The 24,829-nt window shown below is 66.8% G+C and carries 22 protein-coding genes and 1 other RNA gene; 15 read left to right on the top strand and 8 right to left on the bottom strand.

Annotated features, from left to right (window positions below):
* Positions 1-28 precede the first annotated feature (28 nt).
* Complete coding sequence (uvrB, locus tag DES44_RS09660; protein WP_083525514.1) at positions 29-2,212, bottom strand: excinuclease ABC subunit UvrB; 2,184 nt, start codon at positions 2,210-2,212, stop codon at positions 29-31.
* 204 nt (positions 2,213-2,416) lie between these two features.
* On the opposite strand from uvrB, the gene DES44_RS09655 reads away from it, so the two are divergent.
* From DES44_RS09655 to DES44_RS09620, 8 genes are all read left to right on the top strand, one after another.
* Positions 2,417-3,619 carry an amino acid aminotransferase gene (locus DES44_RS09655; protein ID WP_058934755.1) on the top strand — a complete coding sequence of 401 codons (1,203 nt, stop codon included), beginning with the start codon at positions 2,417-2,419 and terminating at the stop codon, positions 3,617-3,619.
* Positions 3,620-3,972: 353 nt separating this feature from the next.
* Positions 3,973-5,286 carry a polyhydroxyalkanoate depolymerase gene (locus DES44_RS09650; protein ID WP_058934754.1) on the top strand — a complete coding sequence of 438 codons (1,314 nt, stop codon included), beginning with the start codon at positions 3,973-3,975 and terminating at the stop codon, positions 5,284-5,286.
* Positions 5,283-5,951: an electron transport complex subunit RsxB gene (rsxB, locus tag DES44_RS09645; protein WP_232309981.1), complete on the top strand. Its 669-nt coding sequence runs from the start codon at positions 5,283-5,285 to the stop codon at positions 5,949-5,951. Before DES44_RS09650 ends, rsxB begins: the two co-directional genes overlap by 4 nt.
* 13 nt (positions 5,952-5,964) lie before the next feature.
* Positions 5,965-6,603 carry an endonuclease III gene (gene nth / locus DES44_RS09640; protein WP_058934753.1) on the top strand — a complete coding sequence of 213 codons (639 nt, stop codon included), beginning with the start codon at positions 5,965-5,967 and terminating at the stop codon, positions 6,601-6,603.
* A gap of 81 nt (positions 6,604-6,684) precedes the next feature.
* Positions 6,685-6,903 carry a cell division protein ZapB gene (locus DES44_RS09635; protein ID WP_058934752.1) on the top strand — a complete coding sequence of 73 codons (219 nt, stop codon included), beginning with the start codon at positions 6,685-6,687 and terminating at the stop codon, positions 6,901-6,903.
* Positions 6,900-7,277 carry a cell division protein ZapA gene (locus DES44_RS09630; RefSeq protein WP_058934751.1) on the top strand — a complete coding sequence of 126 codons (378 nt, stop codon included), beginning with the start codon at positions 6,900-6,902 and terminating at the stop codon, positions 7,275-7,277. The genes DES44_RS09635 and DES44_RS09630 overlap by 4 nt, the downstream gene beginning before the upstream one ends.
* 28 nt (positions 7,278-7,305) lie before the next feature.
* A non-coding RNA gene (gene ssrS, locus DES44_RS09625) (6S RNA) lies at positions 7,306-7,484 on the top strand.
* 12 nt (positions 7,485-7,496) lie between these two features.
* On the top strand, positions 7,497-7,982 hold the full coding sequence (locus DES44_RS09620) for an EVE domain-containing protein (RefSeq protein WP_058934750.1): 486 nt from the start codon (positions 7,497-7,499) through the stop codon (positions 7,980-7,982).
* A 93-nt stretch (positions 7,983-8,075) separates the two neighbouring features.
* Here DES44_RS09620 and DES44_RS09615 read toward each other — a convergent pair whose 3' ends face one another.
* On the bottom strand, positions 8,076-9,101 hold the full coding sequence (locus tag DES44_RS09615) for a GGDEF domain-containing protein (protein ID WP_083525513.1): 1,026 nt from the start codon (positions 9,099-9,101) through the stop codon (positions 8,076-8,078).
* Between the two features lie 606 nt (positions 9,102-9,707).
* On the opposite strand from DES44_RS09615, the gene rpsU reads away from it, so the two are divergent.
* From rpsU to DES44_RS09590, 5 genes are all read left to right on the top strand, one after another.
* On the top strand, positions 9,708-9,920 hold the full coding sequence (rpsU, locus tag DES44_RS09610) for a 30S ribosomal protein S21 (protein WP_012346814.1): 213 nt from the start codon (positions 9,708-9,710) through the stop codon (positions 9,918-9,920).
* A 159-nt stretch (positions 9,921-10,079) separates the two neighbouring features.
* A complete protein-coding gene (locus tag DES44_RS09605; RefSeq protein ID WP_058937352.1) occupies positions 10,080-10,526 on the top strand; it encodes a GatB/YqeY domain-containing protein in 447 nt (148 codons plus the stop codon).
* Positions 10,527-10,595: 69 nt separating this feature from the next.
* Positions 10,596-10,937, top strand: a complete 342-nt coding sequence (locus DES44_RS09600) for a protein tyrosine phosphatase family protein (protein ID WP_058934749.1) — start codon at positions 10,596-10,598, stop codon at positions 10,935-10,937.
* Positions 10,938-11,115: 178 nt separating this feature from the next.
* A complete protein-coding gene (locus DES44_RS09595; RefSeq protein ID WP_058934748.1) occupies positions 11,116-11,724 on the top strand; it encodes a TRAP transporter small permease subunit in 609 nt (202 codons plus the stop codon).
* On the top strand, positions 11,724-13,241 hold the full coding sequence (locus tag DES44_RS09590) for a TRAP transporter large permease (protein WP_058937351.1): 1,518 nt from the start codon (positions 11,724-11,726) through the stop codon (positions 13,239-13,241). The genes DES44_RS09595 and DES44_RS09590 overlap by 1 nt, the downstream gene beginning before the upstream one ends.
* 121 nt (positions 13,242-13,362) lie before the next feature.
* Here DES44_RS09590 and DES44_RS09585 read toward each other — a convergent pair whose 3' ends face one another.
* On the bottom strand, positions 13,363-13,860 hold the full coding sequence (locus DES44_RS09585; protein WP_058934747.1) for a hypothetical protein: 498 nt from the start codon (positions 13,858-13,860) through the stop codon (positions 13,363-13,365).
* A 307-nt stretch (positions 13,861-14,167) separates the two neighbouring features.
* Between DES44_RS09585 and DES44_RS09580 the strand changes: the two genes are divergently transcribed.
* Positions 14,168-17,200, top strand: coding sequence for a ligand-binding sensor domain-containing protein (locus DES44_RS09580; RefSeq protein WP_211326930.1), 3,033 nt, complete (start codon positions 14,168-14,170; stop codon positions 17,198-17,200).
* Here the strand turns inward: DES44_RS09580 and DES44_RS09575 are convergent.
* The 5 genes from DES44_RS09575 to DES44_RS09555 all read right to left on the bottom strand — a co-directional run bounded on the left by DES44_RS09575 (position 17,191) and on the right by DES44_RS09555 (position 23,577).
* On the bottom strand, positions 17,191-18,255 hold the full coding sequence (locus DES44_RS09575; protein WP_147307034.1) for an amino acid ABC transporter substrate-binding protein: 1,065 nt from the start codon (positions 18,253-18,255) through the stop codon (positions 17,191-17,193). The genes DES44_RS09580 and DES44_RS09575 overlap by 10 nt on opposite strands.
* 4 nt (positions 18,256-18,259) lie before the next feature.
* Positions 18,260-19,630, bottom strand: a complete 1,371-nt coding sequence (locus DES44_RS09570) for a replication-associated recombination protein A (RefSeq protein ID WP_083525510.1) — start codon at positions 19,628-19,630, stop codon at positions 18,260-18,262.
* Between the two features lie 65 nt (positions 19,631-19,695).
* Positions 19,696-20,376: an outer membrane lipoprotein periplasmic chaperone LolA gene (gene lolA / locus DES44_RS09565; protein ID WP_083525509.1), complete on the bottom strand. Its 681-nt coding sequence runs from the start codon at positions 20,374-20,376 to the stop codon at positions 19,696-19,698.
* A 26-nt stretch (positions 20,377-20,402) separates the two neighbouring features.
* Complete coding sequence (locus DES44_RS09560) at positions 20,403-22,595, bottom strand: DNA translocase FtsK (protein ID WP_232310024.1); 2,193 nt, start codon at positions 22,593-22,595, stop codon at positions 20,403-20,405.
* A gap of 313 nt (positions 22,596-22,908) precedes the next feature.
* Complete coding sequence (locus tag DES44_RS09555; RefSeq protein WP_058934744.1) at positions 22,909-23,577, bottom strand: Crp/Fnr family transcriptional regulator; 669 nt, start codon at positions 23,575-23,577, stop codon at positions 22,909-22,911.
* Between the two features lie 170 nt (positions 23,578-23,747).
* Here DES44_RS09555 and trxB point away from each other — a divergent pair, with 170 nt between their 5' ends.
* Positions 23,748-24,707 (top strand): thioredoxin-disulfide reductase, encoded by a 960-nt coding sequence (gene trxB / locus DES44_RS09550; RefSeq protein WP_058934743.1) that lies wholly within the window; start codon positions 23,748-23,750, stop codon positions 24,705-24,707.
* The last annotated feature ends 122 nt before the right edge of the window (positions 24,708-24,829 follow it).

Below are 24,829 nucleotides of genomic sequence, written 5' to 3'. Positions count from 1 at the left end.
AACCGACTTGAATGAAGGGGGGCGCCACTCAGCCCTTCGCGCTGGTGATGGGCACGACGTTGTCGTGCACCGCCGCGCCAAAGGCCTGCTCCTTGAGCTGGGACAGCTGATCCCGCAGCCGCGCCGCCTTCTCGAACTCGAGGTTGCGCGCATGCTCCAGCATCTGCTTTTCCAGCTGGGTGATGCGGCGGCTGAGATCCTTCTCGCTCATGGCCTCGACCTCGGCCACCTGCTCGATCAGCTTGACATCGTCGCGGCCCGGCTTGTCGCTGTAGACGCCCTCGATCAGTTCCTTGATGCGCTTGAAGACCCCACGCGGCGTGATGCCGTTGGCCGCATTGAATTCGATCTGCTTGGCCCGGCGGCGTTCCGTCTCCCCGATGGCCTTACGCATGGACTCGGTGATGCGGTCGGCATACAAAATGGCCTTGCCGTTCACATTCCGCGCGGCGCGCCCGATGGTCTGGATCAGGCTGCGTTCGGCGCGCAGGAAACCTTCCTTGTCGGCATCCAGGATGGCCACCAGCGAGACCTCCGGAATGTCCAGGCCCTCCCGCAGCAGGTTGATGCCCACCAGCACGTCGAAGGTACCCAGGCGCAGGTCGCGCAGGATCTCCACCCGCTCGACCGTGTCCACGTCCGAGTGCAGGTAGCGCACCTTCACGCCGTTGTCGCTCAGGTATTCGGTCAACTGCTCGGCCATGCGCTTGGTCAGCGTGGTGATCAGCACCCGCTCGTTGATCTCGACGCGGTCGCGGATCTCCTGCAGCACATCGTCCACCTGGTGGACCGCCGGGCGCACTTCCACCACCGGATCGACCAGACCCGTCGGACGCACCACCTGCTCCACCACCTGCCCGGCCTGTCGCTTCTCATAGTCGCCCGGCGTGGCCGAGACGAAGATGGCCTGGCGCATCTTGCGCTCGTATTCCTCGAACTTCAGCGGGCGGTTGTCCATGGCCGAGGGCAGTCGGAATCCGTATTCCACCAGCGTGGTCTTGCGGGCCCGGTCGCCGTTGTACATGGCACCGAACTGGCCGATCAGCACATGGCTTTCGTCCAGGAACATCAGCGCATCGGGCGGCAGATAGTCCACCAGCGTGGGCGGCGGCTCGCCCGGCGCGGCGCCGGACAGATGCCGGGTGTAGTTCTCGATGCCCTTGCAGTGGCCCACCTCCTGCAGCATTTCCAGGTCGAACCGGGTGCGCTGCTCCAGCCGCTGCGCCTCCACCAGCTTGCCTTCCTTGACGAAGAAGGCCACACGCTCGCGCAGCTCTTCCTTGATGGTCTCCATGGCCGCCACCACCCGGTCCCGCGGGGTCACGTAGTGGCTGGACGGGTAGACGGTGAAGCGAGGAATCTTCTGCCGGATGTGGCCGGTGAGCGGATCGAACAGCTGCAGGCCGTCCACCTCGTCATCGAACAGCTCGATGCGCAGGGCCAGTTCGGAATGCTCCGCCGGGAAGACGTCAATGGTGTCCCCGCGCACGCGGAAGTGGCCCCGGGTGAATTCGGTTTCGTTGCGGGTGTACTGCATGCGGGCGAGCTGGGCGATCACGTCCCGCTGGCCCAGCTTGTCCCCCACCCGCAGCGTCATGACCATCTGGTGGTAGTCGCTCGGGTTGCCGATACCGTAGATGGCCGACACCGACGCCACGATCACCACATCCCGCCGCTCCAGCAGGCTCTTGGTGCAGGACAGGCGCAACTGCTCGATCTGCTCGTTGATGGCGCTGTCCTTCTCGATGAAGAGATCGCGCTGCGGCACATAGGCTTCGGGCTGGTAGTAGTCGTAGTAGCTGACGAAATACTCCACCGCATTCTTCGGAAAGAATTCCCGGAACTCGCTGTAGAGCTGCGCCGCCAGCGTCTTGTTGGGCGCGAACACGATGGCCGGCCGCCCCAGGCGGGCAATGGTGTTGGCCATGGTGAAGGTCTTGCCCGACCCGGTCACGCCCAGCAGGGTCTGGAAGCTCAGCCCGTCCTGGACCCCCTCGACCAGTTGCTGGATGGCCGTGGGCTGGTCGCCGGCCGGCGGGTAAGGCTGGAACAGCTGGAAGGGAGAGCCTTCGAAAGCAACGAATTCGCCCTTCGGCGGCTCGCTGCCGGCGCCGGCCGCACCCTCGCCCTGCCCGAGGGCATGGGCTTCGGACGATGAAGCGGCGCCGCCGCGGGCGGCTGCAAGGGTCTTGGCAACAGTGGTACGACTCATCGGGTAATCCCTGGGCAACGCCCGTTCCCTGCCTACAATCGGCAAGCTGCGTTGGGCAACCAACGGTACAGCGTAGCAAACCCGTCAACATGTCCGTCAACTTGCCCGTCAACTTGCACCTGTGACTGGTTGGCCGGGTGGCGCCGCACATTCTCGCCGCCCCTCGTGCCAACGTAGTGTCAGGACACCTGTCAGGAAATCTCCATGTCCCTGTTCGCCGCCGTCGCCATGGCCCCCCGCGACCCCATCCTGGGGCTGAACGAGCAATTCAATGCCGACCCCAATCCCAACAAGGTGAATCTGGGCGTGGGTGTCTACTACGACGACAACGGCAAGTTGCCCCTGCTGGCCTGCGTGGCCGCCGCCGAGGCGCAGATGCTGGCCGCCCCCAAGGCCCGCGGCTATTTGCCCATCGACGGCATCGCCGCCTATGACCAGGCGGTGCAGGGCCTGGTGTTCGGCGCCGACTCGGACGTGGTGAAGAACAAGCGCGTGGCCACCGTCCAGGCGCTGGGCGGCACCGGCGGCCTGAAGGTCGGCGCGGACTTCCTCAAGCGGCTCAATCCGTCGGCCAAGGTGCTGATCTCCGACCCGTCCTGGGAAAACCACCGCGCGCTGTTCACCAACGCCGGCTTCACCGTCGAGACCTATCCCTACTACGACGCCGCCAACCGCGGCATCCACTTCGACGGCATGCTGGCCGCGCTCAAGGCCGCCCCGGCCGGCACCATCGTCGTGCTGCATGCCTGCTGCCACAACCCCACCGGCTACGACCTGACCAGCGCCCAGTGGGAACAGGTGGTGGAAGCCGTCAAGACCGCGGGCCTGGTGCCCTTCCTGGACATGGCCTATCAGGGCTTTGGCGAGGGCATCGCCGAAGATGGCGCGGTCATCCGCCAGTTCCTGGCGGCCGGCCTGGACTTCTTCGTGTCCACCAGCTTCTCCAAGAGCTTCTCGCTGTATGGCGAGCGCGTGGGCGCCCTGAGCGTGGTTTGCAGCACTGCCGAAGAAACCACCAAGGTGCTGAGCCAGCTCAAGATCGTCATCCGCACCAACTACTCCAACCCGCCCACTCATGGCGCCCAGGTGGTGGCCACGGTGCTGTCCACGCCCGCCCTGCGGGCGCAGTGGGAGGAAGAGCTGGGCGGCATGCGCGTGCGCATCCGCCAGATGCGTGAAGCGCTGGTGCAGGAGCTCAAGGCCGCGGGCATCACTGAAGACCTGAGCTTCGTCACCCGCCAGAAGGGCATGTTCAGCTATTCGGGGCTGAGCGTGGAACAGATGCAGCGCCTGCGCAGCGAATTCGGCGTGTACGGCGTGGACTCGGGCCGGATCTGCGTGGCTGCACTCAACAGCAAGAACATCAAGGCCGTGGCGGCCGCCATTGCCGCCGTCAAGAAGGCCTGATCCGCTTCCCTTGCCCACATCGAACTTGCCAGCGCTGCCGCCCCAAGCGGCATGAACGGCAAGGCACAAGGGCCGATCCGCCAGCGCGGGTCGGCCCTTTTCCACAACCTTCCAAGGCTGACGCCAGACTGACGCCCCAACCCGGCGCATGGCCTGTCCGTCCCCTCACGCCCTGCACGTCTCCCCCACTTACGTGACGAAAACCCTGTCCGTTCGGGTTGCACCGGCCTCATCGCTGCGCGGATGTCGCATTCGCGGCGGACACTGAACGCCTCGCCGCCCTAGAATTGCTGCATTGCACAATCCGCGGGGCGCTTGCTCCAGGTCCACCGCTTTTCCGTAGGGGTCGCCAGATGCTTTACCAGCTCTATGAAACCCAGCGCGCGCTGATGAGTCCGTTCGCCGAATTCGCGAGCGCCGCTGCCAAGCTCTACAGCCATCCGCTGTCGCCCTTCTCGCACATGCCGGCCTCCCAGCGCCTGTCCGCAGGCCTGGACCTGATGCACCGGCTGGCCAAGGAATACGAAAAGCCCGCCTTCAACATCCCGTCCGTCCAGGTCGACGGGGTGGACGTGGCCGTGCAGGAACTGGTGGCGCTGGAAAAACCGTTCTGCCGCCTGGTGCGCTTCAAGCGATACAGCGACGACGAAGCCGTGCTGGCCAAGATGAAGTCGCAGCCCACGGTGCTGGTGGTGGCCCCACTCTCCGGCCACCATGCCACGCTGCTGCGCGACACGGTGCGGCAGCTGCTCAAGGACCACAAGGTGTATATCACCGACTGGACCGACGCCCGCATGGTCCCGCTGGACCAGGGGGCCTTCCACCTCGACGACTACATCTTCTACGTGCAGGAGTTCATCCGGCATGTGGGCACGGATTGCCACGTCATCTCCGTCTGCCAGCCCACCGTCCCGGTGCTGGCGGCCATTTCGCTGATGGCCAGCAACGGCGAGACCACGCCTCGCTCGATGACCATGATGGGCGGCCCCATCGACGCCCGTCGCAGCCCCACCGCGGTCAACAACCTGGCGATGAACAAGAGCTACAGCTGGTTCGAGAACAACGTCATCCACCGCGTGCCGACCAACTATCCGGGCGAAGGCCGCCGCGTCTACCCCGGCTTCCTGCAGCACACCGGCTTCGTGGCGATGAATCCGGACCGCCACCTCACCTCCCATTACGACTACTTCCTGGACCTGGTGCGCGGCGATGACGACAGCGCCGAGTCCCACCGCCGTTTCTACGACGAGTACAACGCGGTGCTGGACATGCCGGCCGAGTACTACCTGGACACCATCCGCACCGTCTTCCAGGACTTTGCGCTGGTGAACGGCACCTGGGAGGTGGCGGGCCAGCTGGTGCGCCCGCAGGACATCCAAGAGACCGCCCTGCTGACGGTGGAAGGCGAGCTGGACGACATCTCCGGCGCGGGCCAGACCAAGGCCGCGCATGAGCTGTGCAGCGGCATTGCGCCGGAGCATCAGAACCACTACGACGCCATCGGCGCCGGCCACTACGGCATTTTCTCGGGCCGCCGCTGGCGCGAGAAGGTCTATCCGACCGTGCGCGACTTCATTGCCAAGTACGATGCAGCCCCGTTGCATCAGACAGCCGCGCCCCGGCGCTCGTCCGCCAAGACCAGCCGCCAGCGCCAGACGACCGAGTGAATTCCCAAGCCCTGCAGGCCCTGGTCCATCAACTGGACCAGGCCTTGCCGCAGACGCAGTGCACGCGCTGCGGCTATCCCGACTGCCATTCGTATGCGCACGCCATCGCCCACGGCGAGGCGGCGATCAACCAGTGCCCGCCTGGCGGCGCCGAGGGCATCCGCCGCCTGGCGGCCGTCACCGGCCAGCCGGTGGTCCCGCTCAACCCGGAACACGGCGTGGAAGGCCCGCTGCGCCTGGCGGTGATTGACGAGGACTGGTGCATTGGCTGCACGCTCTGCATCAAGGCCTGCCCGGTAGATGCCATTTTGGGCAGCAACAAGCAGATGCATGTCGTGCTGGAAGAAGACTGCACCGGCTGCGAGCTGTGCATTCCCGTCTGTCCGGTGGACTGCATTTCACTCAAGGACGTCACCCCCGGCCGCACCGGTTGGGACGCCTGGAGCCCGGCGCAAGCGGACACCGCCCGCACCCGCTACCGCGCCCATGAAGTGCGAACCGCACGCCAGCAGCAGGAACAGGCCCTGGCGCTGGAAGCCAAGGCCCAGCACAAGCTGGAGCATCTGGAGGAAGCCTCCCGGCTGACCGACCCGGTGCAACTGGACCGCAAGCGCGCGGTGATCGAAGCCGCCCTGGCCCGCGCACGCGCCAAGCGCGGCGCCTGAAGAGGCATCGGCCATGAACCGTCAGCAGATCCAGACCTTTTTTGAAACCCTGCGCCGGGCCAATCCGTCCCCGCAGACGGAGCTTGAATACGCCAGCGTGTTTGAGCTGCTGGCCGCCGTGCTGCTGTCGGCGCAGGCGACCGATGTGGGCGTGAACAAGGCCACCCGGCGACTCTTCGTGGTGGCCAATACGCCGCAGAAGATGCTGGACCTGGGCGAAGAGCGGCTGGCCGAGTTCATCAAGACCATTGGCCTCTACAAGACCAAGGCGCGCAACCTGTACGCCACCTGCCGCATCCTGGTGGAACAACACGGCGGCCAGGTGCCACGCAGCCGGGAAGCGCTGGAAGCCCTGCCCGGCGTCGGCCGCAAGACCGCCAATGTGGTGCTCAATGTGGCCTTCGGCGAAGCCACCATGGCGGTGGACACGCACATCTTCCGCGTCAGCAATCGCACGGGCCTGGCGCCCGGGAAAAACGTCCTGGAAGTCGAGCAGCAACTGCTGGCGCGGGTGCCGGCCGAATTCCTGGTGGATGCCCACCACTGGCTGATCTTGCATGGCCGTTATGTCTGCCAGGCGCGCCGCCCGCTGTGCGAGCGGTGCGCAGTCGTTTCCGAATGTGACAGCGCCCCCCTGGCTGGGGCCCGTTGAGCCTTGCGCCCGCACCACGACGCCTACAATCTTTGGGTGGCCGCGACGCCACACCGATTTATCTGACGGACTCCTGCCACCATGCCCAGCCTGAACGACCTTGTCGATCGTGTGGAGCGCCTGCTTGTGCGCCATGAAGAGCTCACGCGGACCAATGCGCTGCTGCAGGAACAGGTGCAGGCCCTGACGGTGGAGCGTGACAGCCTGCGCTCGCGCCTGGCCGCCGCACGGGCCCGGGTGGATGCACTGCTGGACCGCCTGCCCCTCGAATCCTCTGACTCGCAAAAGAGCGGCACATGAAGCAAATGGAAGTCACCATCATGGGCCAGAGCTACCTGCTGGGCTGCCCCGAGGGCGGTGAAGCGGCCCTGACCAAGGCGGTTGCGCGGGTGGACAAGGAAATGTGCGCCATCCGCGACTCCGGCAAGATCAAGGCCCGTGAACGCATTGCGGTGCTGGCTGCACTGAACCTGGCTTTCTCGCTGAGCGATGCGGCAGCACTGGCAGCCGCTTCCGAGTCGGGCGGTGCTGCTGCAGCGTCGTCCGGCCTTCCGGCAGCATCGAATGCCCCGCTCTCGGCCAGCACGGAAATCTCCGCAGAAGTCCTACCCGAAATTGACGTCTTGTTGAAGCGGATCGATGAAGCCCTTGCTCAAGATGGGCAACTGCTTTGAGCGGTCCACACCGGCGTAGAATCTTCCCTGTCCACCGCGTTCGCGTGAGTTTTATATTTCCTTGAACCGATGCTTTCGCGAGCAAGGGCTTGGAACATTGCAAGGCTGGTGTGAGCGTCTCGCGTCAGATGAACCCGAAGCTTTGCTGACCTCGCCCACCTGTACCCCTAGGGTTCAGGAATGCGACTCACGGTTCGCTGTGGACACCTCTTACTCTTCATGACGCACCCTCCAGCGCATTCTTCGGCCACCCCGCAATACTGGCTGATGAAGTCCGAACCGGACGAAGCCTCCATCGACCATCTCGAAGCCGCCGGCACCCTCCCCTGGACCGGCGTGCGCAACTACCAGGCGCGCAACTTCATGCGGGATGCGATGCGCATCGGCGATGGCGTGCTGTTCTATCACTCGTCCTGCCCGCAGCCCGGCATCGCGGGCTTCGCGGAAGTCAGCAGCGCGGCGTATCCCGACGCGACGCAGTTCGACCCGTCCAGCCCCTACTACGACGCGAAGTCGATCAAACAATCCCCGCGCTGGGTGCATGTGGACGTGCGCTTCCTGCGCAAGACGCGGCTGCTGTCGCTGGCGGAGATGAAAGCAGATCCGCTGCTGGCGGGCATGCGGACGCTGCAGCCGGGCAATCGGTTGTCGATCACGCCGGTGACGCCCGAGGAGTGGGCGCACGTCCAGCGCCTGCTGGCCTGAGTCCATCGGGCGCGGGAGCCGTCTCGCGGCGGCCTATCGAGGGGTGCCGACCCAGCCAGTCGTGGCGGTCGGCCCGCCAGACATCTTGCCGGATCAGCCGCCGAGTCCGAACGGGATCGACGCCAGCACCACCTGATTGCCGCCACGGCGCTGCGCTTCATTCACCGCCATCTCCGCAGCCTGCAGCAATTCCTCCTGCCGCGACGCGGTATGCGGGAAGCTGGCCACCCCCATGGACAGGGACAGGCCCAGGTCCTGGCCGTGCAGCACCACGATCTGTGCATGGCACTGACGGCGCAGTTGCTCCATGCGCGCATGGGCGGTCGCCAGCCCCACGCCGGACAGCAGCACCGCGAACATGTCCTCGCCAATGCGGCAGGCCGCATCCATCGCACGGGTGTTGGCCCGCAGCATGCGGCCCAGCCCTTCCAGCAACCGGGTACGGGCTTCCGCACTCAGCGGCTCGCCGTCGCTGGCCGGCTGCGCATCCAGCGCAATCAGCACCAGAGTGAACTCGCGGTGTTCGCGGGTGGAGAGATCGATCTCGCGCAGCAGCTGGTCGTCAAACTGGGCGCGCATGTAGAGGCCCGACACATCGTCTCGTCCACTGCCCTGCTGCAGTTCGCGGCGCATCTGCTCCAGCGCCTTTTGCTGCTGCTCGAGTTGCTGCAAGGCCCGCTGCAGGTGGGATTCGCGATGACGCTCCTCGGTCTTGTCGCTCCACAGCGCCATCAGGTGGTCCGTGCCCAGCGGGATGCGGGTGACGGTGACCTCGCGACGCCGCCCGCCCAGCTCCAGGCGGTGCTCCGAGCTCACGACGCTGCGCTGGGCCAGCGTGGCCTGCTCGGCCCGGCGCATGGCCTGCATTTCATCGACGCGCATCAACTCGTTGTCGGTGTTGCCGACCACACCGTCTTCGGCGCGGCCCAGCAGCTCCGCCATGCCCGGGCTGGCGAAGACATAACGTCCGGTCGCCATGGACTTGATGGTGAGGCAGGCCCCGGTCGGCTCCATCAGGCTCAGCAGGGCGGCGGCCACCGGCGCCTGGGGCGCCCCGAGGGTGGCAAGCCAAGCTTCAAAACTGGCTGGCGCAGGGGACGCAGCGGCAGAAAATTCCATGGGACGGGCCGGGCCAGGATGGGCCTGGCGGTCGAATGGTGGATGACTGAATGTAGATGCCCTGAACGAACCGGGGCAAGAGCCCAAGGCTGCAATCGCCCTTGACTCCCCCTAAGCTTGGGGCTCCGCATCCTAGCGTGACCCCCAGGGGCAAGAAGGCGCCCCGTGCGAGCACTCGATCACGCCGTGAATGCCCTGCGAACGTTTGATACTACGGTCGCCCGAAGATGCCACCAGAAGGAATCGGCACGATACCATCTCCCATCTCGGGCAGCGGCCGGGTCGCCACCCGCAGCGCGGGGGGGCTTCCTCCCCCAAATGTGCCCTTGTGCCGGGTTCGGCCCGCTTTGGACAGCTCCTCCCGTGCTGCTCCGCGATATTTCACAAGGCGGCCGCGACACGTTTTCACTGGTTTGTTGGTCAGCCTCAAAAAATAAGGCTAGAATCCGCGTCTTTGCTGGCAAACCCTGCGCGTCGATTCGGAAGCGGAATCCGGATACCCCGCTTCGAGAGCCCAGCCAAAGACAGCTCATTCAGTCCCTGAATCAACTGCTTTGGCAGCGATCCTTGCGAACACCGAGCGCTATTTGAAGGAATTCTTTTTTCATGACCACCATTCGCGTCAAAGAAAACGAGCCGTTCGACGTGGCCCTGCGCCGCTTCAAGCGCACCATTGAAAAGCTGGGCCTGCTCACCGAGCTGCGCGCCCGCGAGTTCTACGAAAAGCCGACCGCCGAGCGCAAGCGCAAGAAGGCCGCCGCGGTGAAGCGCCACTACAAGCGCGTGCGCAGCATGCAGCTGCCCAAGAAGCTGTACTGATCGAGCGCCGCTGACGCGTCCATTCCGTCAGCCCGCCTCAGTCGCTTCCGGCTCCGAAGCCCCACCCCGGTGGCGCTTCACGGCCAGAACAGCACAAGAAGCCCGCGCAGGACGCTGCCGCGGGCTTTTTTGTTTCATGATTCCAACGGAGAGATGCCCATGAGCCTCAAAGAACAAATCACCGAAGACATGAAGACCGCCATGCGTGCCAAGGACAGTGAGCGTCTGGGCACCATCCGCATGCTGCTGGCCGCCGTCAAGCAAAAGGAAGTGGACGAGCGGGTCGAGGTGGACGACGTGATGCTGGTCGGCATCGTGGACAAGCTGATCAAGCAGCGCAAGGACGCCATCAGCCAGTTCAGCGCCGCCGGTCGCCAGGACCTGGCCGACAAGGAGACCGCGGAGGTCAAGGTGCTGGAAGCCTACCTGCCGCAGCGCCTGAGCGCTGAAGAGATCCAGGCCGCCGTGGCCGCCATCGTGGCCGAGCTGGGCGCCAAGGGCCCTGGCGACATGGGCAAGGTCATGGGCGCCGTCAAGACGCAACTGGCCGGCAAGGCCGACATGGGTCTGGTGTCCGCCGCGGTGAAGGCGGCACTGGCCGGCTGATCCAAGTCCGGGCCTGGGTCCGACGCCGCTCCGACACCTGGCCCGGCCCTTCCTTCTTCAGGAGTCTCCATGGAACTGACCGTGCAACAACTGACGCAGGACTTCTGCGTTGCTCCGCAGATCACCCCGGAGGTCATGCCCGCACTGGCGCAGGCCGGTTTCAAGAGCGTGATCAACAACCGCCCGGACTTCGAAGGCGGCCCGGACCAGCCCACCAGCGCGCAGATGCAGGCCGCGGCCGAAGCGGCCGGGCTGGCCTACCGCTATCTGCCGGTCCAGGGGGGCTACCAGTCCCCTGAAGAAATCCAGGCCATGCGCCAGCTGATCGACGAGTTGCCCACGCCGGTGCTCGCCTTCTGCCGCTCCGGCGCACGCGCCACCAAGCTGTTCGCCGCCGCGACGCAGTTGTGATCCGCCGCGGGTCCGATCAGGGCCCGCGCACCCAGGTCACCGAGGGGAGGACTTTCCCTCAGCCGGGCCCGAATGACTTCGCGCCCTCCCCGACCCTGGCTACAGTCTCCGCATGACCGGTTCACGGTCACAGCAGGACCCCACTCACGAGGGTCCGTCCGGAGACTGACCCGCCTTGATGACCGCCCTGCTTGCCCTCACCAGAGGCATCGACCGACTGAACGATCGCTTCAGCATCTTCGCTGCCTGGGCCGTTCTGCTGTCCTGCCTCATCAGCGCCACCAATGCGGTGGTCCGCTACGGCCTGAACTACAGCTCCAACGCCTTCCTCGAAATCCAGTGGTACTTGTTCGCCGCCTGCGTCATGCTGGGCGCTGCCCAGGCCCTGCGGCTCAATGAACATGTCCGGGTGGACCTGATCTACAGCCGGCTCTCCGGTCGCAGCAAGGTGCTGGTGGACACCTTCGGCCTGCTGGTGTTTTTGCTGCCGGTGGTTTGCTGGGCCACCTGGGTGTCCTGGGACTTTTTCCTGGTCAAGCTGACCACCGGCATGCGGCCGGAAGACAGCGTTCAGACGCTGGGCCTGCCCGGCTACGTCTGGAAGCTGCTCAGCAGCGGTGAAAGCTCCGGCAATGCCGGCGGGCTGATGCGCTGGCCGGTCGCCGCCATGCTGCCGCTGGGCTTTGGCATGCTGTCGCTGCAAGGCTTGTCGGAACTGATCAAGCGCATCGCCTGGCTGGGTCACCGCCTCGAGATGGACACCCATTACGAGAGGCCGCTGCAATGATCCCGATGGAGTGGTTCCCCCCGCTGATGTTCGCGGGGCTGATCGTCATCATGCTGATCGGCTTCCCGGTGGCCTTTTCCCTGGCCGCGCTGGGGCTGGGCTGCGGGCTCTATGCCTTGAGCCAGGGCTGGTTCCCGCCGGAGTTCCTGTCTGCCGTGCCGCAGAATGTGCTGGGCATTCTGTCCAACGACCTGCTGCTGGCCATCCCGTTTTTCACCCTGATGGGCGCGGTGCTGGAAAAGTGCGGCCTGGCCGAGGACATGCTCGATTCCATGGGCCAGTTGTTCGGCCCGATCCGCGGCGGGCTGGGCTACTCGGTGATCATCGTGGGATTCATCCTGGGCGCCATCACCGGCACCGTGGCCGGACAGGTCATCGCCATGGCGATGATCTCGCTGCCGGTGATGATGCGCTACGGCTACCACATGCGCTACGCCACCGGTGTGCTGGCCGCGTCGGGCACCATCACGCAACTGGTGCCGCCGTCCCTGGTGCTGGTGGTGCTGGCCGACCAGCTCGGACGGCCGGTGGGAGACATGTACAAGGGCGCCTGGGGCCCGTCCCTGCTGCAGGTGCTGATCTTTGCGCTCTACACCTTCCTGCTGGCCCGCTTCAAGCCGCATCATGTGCCGGGCGTGCCCAAGACGGCCCGCACGCTCCAGGGATGGGCGCTCTGGCGCAAATGCCTGCGCGGCATCGTGCCGTCGGCGGTGCTGATCTTTGCGGTGCTGGGCTCCATGGGTGGGCTGCCGGGCGTGAACACCGCCATCTGCACGCCAACCGAGGCCGGTGCGATGGGCGCGGTCGGTGCCTTCATCCTGGCCGCCCTGCATGGGCGCCTGAACTGGCCGCTGCTGCGAGAGGCCATGCAGGGGACCATGCGCATCACCGCGATGGTGGTGTTCATCCTGATCGGCTCGCGCATCTTTTCCCTGGTCTTCCATGGGGTGGAAGGCGGCGTCTGGATCGAGCATCAGCTGTCGCAGTTGCCCGGCGGCCAGATCGGCTTCCTGATCGCGGTCAACATCTTCATTTTCTTCCTGGCCTTCTTCCTCGACTTCTTCGAGATCGCCTTCATCATCTTGCCGCTGCTGGCTCCGGTCGCGCAGAAGATGGGCATCGACCTGGTGTGGTTCGGCGTCATGCTCTGCGTGAACATGCAGACCAGCTTCATGCATCCGCCGTTCGGATTTGCGCTGTTCTATCTGCGGGGCATTGCGGACTCGCTGTTCAAGAGCGGCGCTCTGCCGCGCAAGGTGGAGTCCAAGGACATCTACCTGGGCTCGATCCCCTGGGTGTTGATGCAACTGCTGCTGGTGGCGGTGGTGATCTTTTTCCCGGTCACGGTGACCGCTTTCCTGGACAAGGAAGAAGTGCGGGACCTGGACAAGGGCGCCGAGATGCTCCAGAACGTGGACACGCAGCGAGACGAGTCCCCCGCGCAAGACCCGGCCCAGCTGTTTGAACCGGCTGAACCGGCGGCCCCTGCGTCGGAGGCGGCGTCCGCAGGGTCATGAGCGTTCCGCAGCGCCACCCTTGAGCCGGAAACAATGAAACCGGCGGGACCTTCGCCCCGCCGGTTTCACGATGCGCGTCGGTGACGGGTCAGCGACCGGTCAGCGAACGATCAGCGACCGATCAGCGTGTGGATGGTGGCATGCCAGAGTTTTCCTTCACCCGCTGCCACGCATCCCGCGCGGCAGGACGGGCACGGTCCCACTCCAACGACGAGCTGTGGCGCTGGCCGCCCCAGTCCCGGTGCAGTTCGCTTTCGAAATCCTCGAACTCACGGTCGGGATACCGGCTGAACGCGTCCACGCCATAGGCATAGGCCGGGCCGTAATCGTCGTAGGTCGTGCCCGGTTCGATGTACGGGCGCTGGGCGTAGTTGTCCTTCCAATAGGCCTCTTCGGCCGTCGGGTCGATGGACTCCGCCACGCCCTTGCCGGCCAGGCCGCCGACCACCGCACCCACGGCCGCTCCTACCGCCGTCCCCAGCGGGCCTGCCACGGTCCCCACCGCCGCCCCGGCCGCCATGCCACCCACGGCAGCCCCCACGCCGGTGCCGACGGGATGGGCGCCCGGGGCTTTGGTGATCGGATCCAGATTGGCATCACGCGGTTTGGAATCGTTCATTGCAGTCTCCTTGATGACGATGAAGGCGGGCCAGTGCCAGCGAACTGCCGGCCCGGTCCCGATGCCAAAGACTGGCAAGCGTCATGCCGCCCACGCGTCACAGGCCGGCGCGGCCCGGGTGGCATACTGGCCGTCCGCCCTGCCATCCATGCGTTTCCGCTTCTTGCTCCCCGACCCCTGGCCGCGCGCGCTCCTCCGCACTGGGCGCGTGGCGCTCGGCGCCGTGCTGCTGGCGAGCGCGTTGGCGGCGATCGCGGTGCCTGCGGGCACTGCGGACGCTGCGCGGCCTCTCGCTGGCGCTTCGCCGATGCCTGCGGCCGCCGGCATCCGGGACTACGCCTTCACCCCCCTGGCCGTGAATGACGGCGCGCCCGCCGACATCTGGACCCTGGAGCAAGGCCCCAACGGCCTGCTGTGGCTGGGCACCGGCATGGGCCTGTTCCGCTTCGATGGCCTGCGCTTCGCGCCGTATCCGGTGCGGGAAGGTCAACGCCTGCCCTCGACCAACATCAATGCGCTGAAGCTGATGCCCGATGGCGACATCTGGCTGGGCTTCTACGGCGGCGGTGCCGCGCGGCTGCATGACGGGCATGTGCAGGCGTTCAGCGTCCGGGACGGGCTGCCCAACGGCCGCATCCTGCATTTCGCGCAGACCGGCGACGGCGCCCTCTGGGCGGCCGCCGGTACCGGCCTGGCCCGCTTCCTGGACGGCCACTGGCGCACGGTGGGCGCCGACTGGGGTTTCCAGGACCCGGCGGTGGATTACGTCTACGTGGACCGCCGCGGGGTGCTGTGGGTCTGTACGTCGCGGCGCCTGCTGTTCCTGCTGCCCGGTGAACGGCGCTTCCGGGATCCAGGGGTCCCGCTGGCCCGCAGCGCGGTCGTTGCGGAGGACCTGGATGGTCGCCTGTGGCTGAGCGAAGGCCTGCAGGGCACCCGCCCCTTGCCGGACTTGACCGAAGCGCCCCCCTCCACCGATGCGCCGCCCGCACCCGCACCCGCACCTGCACCCACACCCAAGGCCCCGCCCGCCTTTGCCACCGCCAAGCAGATGCTGTTTGCCCGGGACGGCTCGGTCTGGCTGACCGTCGCTGGGTCTGGCGTGTGGCGCCTGCCGGCCGCTGCCGCCATCCCCACGGGCCGCGCCGTCACCCCGCAGGACCGTCCTCAGCGCTTCGAGCGGGAGCAGGGCCTGAGCTCGCCGGTGGTCGTGCCGGTGATCGAGGACCGTGAAGGCACGGTCTGGGTGGGCAGCAACAACGGCCTGGCCAGCTTCCAGCGCACCCGGCTGCAGGACCTGCCCGACCTCGCCGGCGCCTCGCTGAGCGGCTTCGTCATGGTCCCGCACGGCGACGGCATGCTGGTGGCGAACGCCCAGACGGCCGTCGAGGTGGACCCGCCGACCCCGCCGCGCGAATGGCCCGGCCCGGTGCCCACCCGCGATGCGCTCCGCGCTGCGGACGGTGCCGTGTGGTGGATGACGCAAGGCCGTCTCCTGCGCCGCGACGCCCATGCCACGCGCGAGCTGCCGATGCCGGAGGCCATGCGTCAGGGCGCCGTGCTGGCCGCGTGGCCGGATGGGGGCAGCGGGATCTGGATCTCCGTGGAGGATCAGGGCCTGTACCTGGCCCGCCCCGACGGCGTGCGCCTGGACCCGCGTCTTCGGGAACTGAAGGCTCCGCAGGCCATGACGGTCGGACCGGACGGCGCCCTGTGGATGGCCCATGAGGACGAGGTGCTGCGCTGGAGCGACGACACCCTCACCCGCTGGACGCAACAGGACGGCCTCGCCATCGGGCGCGCCACCGCCATCAGCATGACCGACCGACGCCTGGTCGTCGCGGGCGAAAACGGCGTCGCCTTCTTTGATGGCCGCCGATTCACCACCCTGACCCAAAGCATGGATGCGGTCTATGGCCACGTGACCGGCATCGTTGAATCCTTGTCCGGCGATGTGTGGCTCAACGGCGGACGCGGGGTGGTGCAGGTGCGGGCGGAGGACCTGCGCGCCTTTGCCGAGCGGCCGAACACGCCGCTGAACTACCGGCTGTTCGACCGCCGCGACGGCCTGCCCGGCATTGCACTGCAGGCGTCGATGGTGCCCACCGCGCTGCGGGACCATCGCGGCCGGCTCTGGTTTGCCACCAACCGCGGGGTGGCCTGGCTGGACCCGGCCAGCGTCCCGCGCAACAACCAGCCGCCGCTGACCGAGATCCATGCGCTTCGCAGCGGCGAGCAGCTTTTCCGTCCCGACCCGGGCCTGGTGCTGCCGGCGGGCACCCGCCATGTGACGCTGAGCTACACCGCCATCACCCTGGCTGCGGCCGACCGGGCCCGTTTCCGCTACCGGCTCGAAGGGGTGGATCCGGACTGGCACGAAGCGGGCAATGTCCGCGAGGCCACCTATGCCAATCTGGGCCCGGGCAGCTACCGCTTCCAGGTCATCTCCGCCAATGGGGATGGCGTCTGGGACACCCGCGGGGCGACGCTGGAGTTTCAGATCGAACCGACCTGGACCCAGACGCGGTCTTTCGTATGGGGCCTCGTGGCCCTGGTGCTGCTGCTGGCCTGGGCGGCATACCGGATGCGCACCCGGGCGATTGCCCGGCAGGTGCGGTGGCGCATGGAGGAGCGGCTGCGGGAACGCGAGCGGATCGCCCGGGAGCTGCACGACACCCTGCTGCAGGGGGTGCAGGGGCTGGTGCTGCAATTCAACGGCGTGGTGCGTCGGGTGAAGGAACCGGAGCTCAACGACCGGCTGGAGCGAGCTCTTGGCAATGCGGAGCGGCTGCTGCTGGCCGCCCGCGACCGCGTGTCCGACCTGCGCAGCCATGCCGGGCCGCTGAGCGAAGATCTGGCCGCCGCCGCAGCCGCGCACAGCGATGGGCGGGTGGCAGTGCAGATCGATGTGCAGGGTGTCGAGCGGGCCTTGCGACCCACCGTGCAGGACGAACTGCTGATGATCGCCCGCGAAGCACTGAGCAATGCGCTGCGGCATGCGGGCGCCTCGCAATTGGGGCTATGGCTTCACTTTGAGCCGCGCAGGATGACCCTGCGCATCGTTGACGACGGACGCGGCGTGCCGCCGGAGTTCATCGGCCCGGACGGGCGACCCGGCCACCACGGCATCAAGGGCATGTTCGAGCGCGCCCGGCGCCTGCATGGCAGCCTGCGCTTGCGCAACCGACCAGAGGGCGGCACCGAAGTGGAGGTGCGGGTGCTGGGCAGCGAGGCCTACGCGCCTGCGGCCCGTGCGCAGCGCCGCAGACGGCTGCGGGCCGTGGTGTCCCGCTGGGCACGTCCGCTGCGCGCGTTGCTGCGCCGTCGGCTTCAGCGATAGCGGGCCGGGTCCGGCGAATCGGTGGGCTGGGCAATCACGCGACGCAATGCAGCGCTCATGGGCAACTGGAGATTGACCCCTGAGTTCGGCAAAGGCGCCTCAAACCAGCGCCTGTAGATGTTGAAGATCTCGCCGCTGCGGTACAGACCCGCCAGGGTCTCATCGACCATCGCCTTGAAGGCTGGGTCGTCGCGGTTCAGGCCAATGGCATAGGGCTCGACCGTCAGGCCGCGGTCCGACACCACATAGTCCCGGGCCGACACCGCCGCGCCCTGCTGGGCCAGCAGGCTGCGCAGCAGCACATCGTCCATCAGGAAGGCTTCTGCCCGGCCGCTGCGCAGCAGCTGGAAGGCGTCCGGATCGTCCAGGCCCGCAACGATGCGGATGCCCAGCTGCTGCTGCTCATTGACCGCCGCCAGATGCTGGATGCTGGTGGTGCCGATGGTGCTCACCACCGGCTTGCCCCGCAGTTCCGACAAGCTCTGCACCCGCTCCCCGTTGCGCGTCATCAGGCGCGTCTCGGCCACGAAGATGGTCAGCGAGAAGGCCTGGCTGCGAGCCCGCTCCGCCGTGTTGGTGGTAATGCCGCATTCCAGGTCCAGCGTGCCGTTGGTGACCATGGGCAGCCGCGTCGCGGAACCGACCGCCACGCGGCGCACTTCCAGGTCCGGCAGGTTCAGGCGCACCCGCAGAGCCTGGATCACGCGGTCGCACAACTCGACGGTGTAGCCGATCGGTTTAAGCTGGGCGTCCAGATAGGAAAACGGCAGGGAGGCCGGGCGATAGCCCATCACGATCACGCCGGTGTCCCGGATGCGGGCCAGCGTCGGACCCTCCGGCGGCCGCAGGGAGGGGGCGGCCCCCTTCGGTGCCGTCACAGCGGCGGGTGCGGCGGCCGGCGCCACCAGGGCGTTAGAAGCAGTCGGCCCTGCCAGCGCGGGTTTAACGGCCGGTGCGGCCGGCGCGGCCGGTGCGGCCAGTGCGGGGCTCACCACGGCTACCGCCAGCGCGGTCACAGCGCCCGCCGCCCGCACCCGCGCGCACATCCCGCGCATGAGCTCAGTCCAGGCCGTCTTCATCCTGCTCATCCCGCGCCGCTGCATCCAGGCGGCGCAGCTCCTTCAGGCGCTCGCCGATCTTGAGCTCCAGGCCGCGAGGCACCGGCTCATAAAAGCGCTGGTCCTCCAGCCCGTCCGGCAGGTACTGCTCGCCCGCCACGTAGGCGCCGGGGAAATCATGCGCGTACCGGTAGGCCTTGCCGTAGCCCAGCTCCTTCATCAGCCGGGTCGGCGCATTGCGCAAATGCACCGGCACCGGACGCGAGCTGTCCTGCTTGATCAGCGCCTTGACCTGGTTGTAGGCGTTGTAGACCGCATTCGACTTGGGCGCGATGGCCAGGTAGACCGCCGCCTCGGCCAGCGTCAGCTCGCCTTCGGGCGAGCCGAGTCGCTCGTAGGTTTCGGCCGCGTCCAGGCAGATGCGCAGCGCCCGCGGGTCGGCCAGGCCGATGTCCTCGCTGGCCATGCGGATCAGGCGCCGGCTGATGTAGCGGGCATCGACGCCGCCATCGAGCATGCGCACCATCCAGTACAGCGCCGCATCCGGATTGGAGCCGCGCACCGACTTGTGCAGCGCGGAGATGACGTCGTAGAACTGGTCCCCGCCCTTGTCATAGCGCCGCAGCTGTTCACCCAGGGTGCGCTCCAGCAGCGCTTCGTCGATCTCGGTCGTGCCGGGCGGCGTGAGCTGCGCGGCCGTCTCCAGCGTATTGAGCAGGCGACGGGCATCGCCGTCGGCATAACCGATCAGCCGCTGCACGGCGGTGTCACTCAGCGGCGGGCTGCCCAGCAGCGCACCGCCGCGGCGCAGCAGCTCACGCATGTCGTCTTCGTCCAGCGCCTTGAGCACATGCACCGTGGCGCGGGACAGCAGCGCGGAATTCACCTCGAACGATGGGTTCTCGGTGGTCGCGCCGATGAAGCTGAACAGGCCCGACTCCACATGCGGCAGGAAGGCGTCCTGCTGGGCCTTGTTGAAGCGGTGCACCTCGTCCACGAAGACGATGGTGCGGCGGCCCTGCCCGGCCGCGGCCAGCGCACGGTCCACGGCTTCGCGGATGTCCTTCACGCCGCCCAGCACCGCCGAGATGGCGATGAACTGCGCGTCGAAGAACTGGGCCATCAGTCGCGCCAGCGTGGTCTTGCCCACGCCGGGCGGGCCCCACAGGATCATGCTGTGCGGGCGTCCGCTTTCCAGGGCGACGCGCAGCGGCATGCCCGGCCCGAGCAGGTGACGCTGGCCGACCACGTCCTCCAGCTTGCGGGGGCGCAGCCGCTCGGGTAGCGGCGCATGGGCGCTGACGGGCGCCGGCACCGCGGCAGCACCGGGCACCGGATCGAATTCATCCGGGAACAGGGAAGCGTTGCTCATGACGGCTCAGTCAGCGGGGCGGCAAAGAGGTGCAGCAAAGAGGTGCGGACGAGAGCGGGCCCGGGTCAGCGCTGTTCCATCACGTCAGTGCCGGCCGGCGGATCGAAGCGGAAACGCTCCGGGGCCACCTTGGCATTGACCTGCACCGAGTTGAACTGCATCACCGACCGCTGGCCGAAGGCGTCCACGATCTCCAGCGCCACCAGTTCACGGCCGCGAAAGCCCAGTCGCAGGCTTTGCAGCCCGCTGTCGCTGCGCTTGGGGGTGGCCAGGGCCCATTCCACGCCCTGCTCCGCGGGCTGCGACTTGAGGATGAAGTCCTTGGACAGATCGCCCCCGGCCAGCAGTGCCACCGGCGTGGCCCCCAGGGCCTGGTCCATGTTGCGCACGCTCGCCTGCGCCAGATCCGGGTCGTACACCCAGACCTTCTTGCCGTCGCCGATGATCAACTGCTCGGCCGGCTTGTCGTAGCTGAAGCGGAACTGGTTGGGGCGCTGGAACTCGAAGGTGCCGGTGGTGGCCTTCTTGCGCTTGCCGTCGGGCGCGGTGACGGTCTGATTGAAGGTGGCCCGGCCGCTCTTCACTTCGGTGACGAACTGCTGCAGCGAAGCCACCCCATCGGCACGCGCCAGTCCGGTCGCGGCCAGCAGCACAAGGCCTGCCAGTGTGCCGTGGGCACGGGCGCGGACGGGGGTGACGGAGCGGCCGTGGAACACCTGCAAAGCTTTGAAGCGCAAAAAGGGCATGAAAGATCGGATTCAGTAAAGCGCCATCATTCGTCCCGCTTGGGGACCACGATGTCGCGGTTGCCATTGGTGGCCATCGCCGAGACGAGACCGGATTTCTCCATCTGCTCCAGCAAACGGGCCGCCCGGTTGTAGCCGATGCGCAAGTGGCGCTGCACCAGCGAGATCGACGCCCGCTTGTGCTGCAGCACCACCGCCACGGCCTGGTCGTACATCGGGTCGGATTCTCCGTCGCCGCCGGCCACCAGGCCCGGCAGGCCATCCCCACCGCCGGCGTCATCCAGCACGCCGCCTTCGAGGATGCCTTCGATGTAGTTGGGCTCGCCGCCCTGCTCTTTCAAGTACTCCACCACGCGGTGCACTTCATCGTCGCTGACGAAGGCGCCGTGCACCCGCACCGGCAGGCCGGTGCCGGAGGGCATGTAGAGCATGTCGCCCATGCCCAGCAGGGCTTCGGCGCCCATCTGGTCCAGGATGGTGCGGCTGTCGATCTTGCTGCTCACCTGGAAGGACAGACGGGTCGGGATGTTGGCCTTGATCAGGCCGGTGATCACGTCCACCGACGGACGCTGCGTCGCCAGGATCAGGTGGATGCCGGCCGCCCGGGCCTTCTGGGCCAGACGGGCGATCAGCTCTTCGATCTTTTTGCCCACCACCATCATCAGGTCGGCCAGCTCGTCGATCACCACGACGATGTGAGGCAGTCGGTCCAGCGGCTCCGGCTCTTCCGGCGTCAGGCTGAACGGGTTGGGAATCTTCTCTTCACGCTCGGCGGCATCGGTGATCTTCTTGTTGTAGCCCGCCAGGTTGCGCACGCCCATCTTGGACATCAGCTTGTAGCGCCGCTCCATCTCGCCCACACACCAGTTCAGCGCATTGCTGGCCTGCTTCATGTCGGTCACGACCGGCGCCAGCAGATGCGGAATGCCTTCGTAGACGCTCATTTCCAGCATCTTCGGGTCGATCAGGATCAGCCGCACATCCCGGGCCTCGGCCTTGTAGAGCAGGCTCAGGATCATCGCGTTGATGCCCACCGACTTGCCCGAGCCGGTGGTACCGGCCACCAGGCAGTGCGGCATCTTGGCCAGGTCCGCCACCACCGGCAGGCCGACGATGTCCTTGCCCAGGCCCATGGTGAGCGGGGAGGACGCGTCGGCATACACCTGCGAGCCGAGGATTTCGGACAGGCGGATGGTCTGGCGCCGCGCATTGGGCAGCTCCAGGGCCATGAAGTTCTTGCCGGGAATGGTCTCCACCACCCGGATGGAGGTCAGGCTCAGCGACCGGGCCAGGTCCTTGGCCAGGTTGACGATCTGCGAGCCCTTCACGCCGGTGGCCGGCTCAATCTCGTAGCGGGTGATGACCGGGCCCGGCGAGGCCGCCACCACCCGGACTTCCACGCCGAAGTCCTTGAGCTTCTTCTCGATCATGCGGCTGGTCATTTCCAGCGACTCGGGCGTGACGGTTTCCACCCTCGGCGGCGGGGCGTCCAGCAGGTCGACCTGCGGCAGCTTGGTGTCGGCCGGATCGACGAACAGCGTCTGCTGGCGCTCCTTGGCCACGCGGGTGGACTTGGGCACTTCCACCACGGCCGGCTCGATCACGATGGGCACATGCTCCTCGACAAGCACCTGGCGCTCCACCTCGACGACGGCTTCACGCTCCTGCTTGGCGACCTTGCCCACCCGCTTGTCTTCGGCGATCTCGCGCTTGACCACGCGCTTTTCGCGCAGTTGCTCCAGCCAGGCGCCGATGTGCTCGGCCACCCGCAGCCAGGAGAATTTCAGCGCCAGCGAAAAGCCGGCCACCAGGGCCGCGATCCAGACCACGGCCGAACCGTCGAAGCCCAGCAGCTTCATGCTCAGCGGGCCCAGCAGGTAGCCCAGCACGCCGCCGGCATGGCTGGGCAGGTGCGCTTCCCAGGTGTACAGACGCGTCCATTCCAGCGAACAGCTGGCCGCCATCAGCAGCACCACGCCCGCGGCGGTGGGCAGGCGTTCTTTGAAAGTGGGGGCGGTGGAGCCGTCGGCCCGCAGCAGACGCGCCAGACTGCCCAGCCAGCTGCGCAGCCCGACCAGCAGCAGCCACCAGCAGGAGTAGCCGAAGCCGAACAGCAGCAGGTCGGAGATCCACGCGCCCAGCGTGCCCATGCGGTTGTGGGTGATGGCCTGGCCGGTGGCCACGCTGAAGGCGTTGTCGGCCTTGTCGTGACTCACCATGGCCAGCAGCACCAGGCACCACACCAGCCCGCTGGCCAGCAGCCAGATGGGCGTGCGCAGCGGACTGGCCGGCGCCGGGGTCACCGGCGCGGCCTTGCGGGGCTTGCGGGCGGGGCGATCGGATGAACGGTCGGCAGAACGCTCAGCCGCACGTTCCGATGAACGCTCGGCACGTTCATTCGGGCGGTCGGCTGGAAGATCGGACAGCTCAGCGGCGGCGTCATCGCCGCCCAGCAGGGAACCGGGGAAGCTCATGGTGCGATTGTGACGCAGCTATCCCCCGGATCTGCCGGGCAGCCCGCCCTGAACATGTTCAATCGTGTTGCAGGCGTTCCTTGATGACCACGGAACCGTTCTCCAGGGTCTCGATCACGCCCTTGTCTTCCAGGTCCTTCATGACCCGGCTGACCATTTCACGGGACGCGCCCACCACCTTGGCCATGTCCTGGCGGGACACCTTGCCGCGGATGATCTTCACGCCCTTCTCTTCCTCGGCCATGTCCAGCAGCGTGCGGGCCACGCGACCGTAGACGTCCAGCAGGGCCAGCGATTCGATCTGCCGGTCCGCATTGCGCAGACGCGCGACCAGGCCGCGCAGGATGCCGTAGGCCAGGCTGCTGGGCTCCGGCAGGCCGCGGGCGAAGTCCGACCGGCCCAGCACGAGCATGTCGGTCTGCACCTCGGCCCGGACGGTGGCCGAATGCGGTTCGTTGTCGATGAGGCTCATCTCGCCCACATAGTCGCCGGGCTGGAGCACCGCCAGGATGACCTCGCGGCCGCGGTTGTCCGCGGTCAGGACGCGTGCGCGCCCATTGAGCAGAATGAACAGGGCATTGGACTTCGTCCCTTGTTCGACGATCAGTTCACCACGCTTGAAGCGCCGCTTGACGACACTGTCCGCAATGGACTGGGCCTGGTCAGCAGTCAACAGGGAGAACAAAGGGACCCTGCGGATCAGATCCAGGTTGGACAACATGGCCATAAAGAGGCACCTCCTGTCGGGGTCTAGGGTCAATCTCTGAGATTCCGGCTGCACCCCCAAGGTGCAACCTAGAATGGATGCATTGTGCCAACTTGTTCTCGGGTGTTGATAGGGTGAAGGCCGTAGGCTGTCCCCCTTGTGCGCTCGAAGCGCGTCCCCATCTTGTTCCCATGAGCCAAACCACCCGCCACACCCAGCTGCTGATCCTGGGGTCCGGCCCTGCCGGTTATACCGCCGCCATCTATGCGGCACGTGCCAATTTGAAGCCTTTGCTGGTGACCGGCATGGCGCAGGGCGGCCAGCTCATGACCACCACGGAAGTCGACAACTGGCCCGCCGACGTGATGGGGGTGCAGGGTCCGGAGCTGATGCAGCGCTTCCAGGAGCATGCCGAGCGCTTCCAGACCGAGATCGTCTTCGACCACGTCAATTCGGTGGATTTCAGCAAGCGGCCGTTCACCCTGGTGGGCGACAGCAACACCTACACCGCGGACGCCGTCATCATCGCCACCGGCGCGTCGGCGCAATACCTGGGCCTGCCCTCGGAAGAGTCCTTCATGGGCCGTGGCGTCAGTGCCTGCGCCACCTGTGACGGCTTCTTCTACCGCGAACAGGAAGTCTGCGTGGTGGGCGGCGGCAATACGGCGGTGGAAGAAGCGCTGTATTTGTCCAACATCGCCAGCAAGGTGCATGTGATCCACCGCCGCGACAAGTTCCGCGCCGAACCGATCCTGGTGGACAAGCTGATGGACAAGGTGCGGGCCGGCAAGATCGAGCTGCATCTGTTCAGCACGCTGGATGAAGTGCTGGGCGACGCCAGCGGTGTCACCGGCATTCGCGTGCGCAGCACCAAGGACGACAGCACCGAGGACGTCAAGCTGCAAGGCGTCTTCATCGCCATCGGCCACCGCCCCAACACCGAGATCTTCCAGAACCAGATCGAGATGAAGGACGGCTACATCCGCACCCGCAGCGGTCTGGACGGCTTTGCCACCATGACCAGCGTGCCCGGCGTGTTTGCCGCCGGCGACGTGCAGGACCATGTCTACCGCCAGGCCATCACCAGCGCCGGCACCGGCTGCATGGCCGCACTGGACGCCCAGCGCTTCCTGGAGCAGGAAGCGGGCTGATGACGGCCGGCCCGGCGAGGCGCAGGACGGCCTCGCGGCCGTGGGCGGCGCGCGTACTTTGATGCAGATCTGACGCATATCTGATGCAGGTTCCGGGCTGATTTCAGGTCAGCCGCTGCGCA

The organism is Roseateles depolymerans (assembly GCF_003387155.1).
In the GTDB taxonomy this organism is placed as follows: Bacteria; Pseudomonadota; Gammaproteobacteria; order Burkholderiales; family Burkholderiaceae_C; genus Roseateles; species Roseateles depolymerans.
The sequence above is the reverse complement of the archived record's forward strand: the minus strand, read 5'-3'. Positions and strand labels throughout refer to the sequence as shown.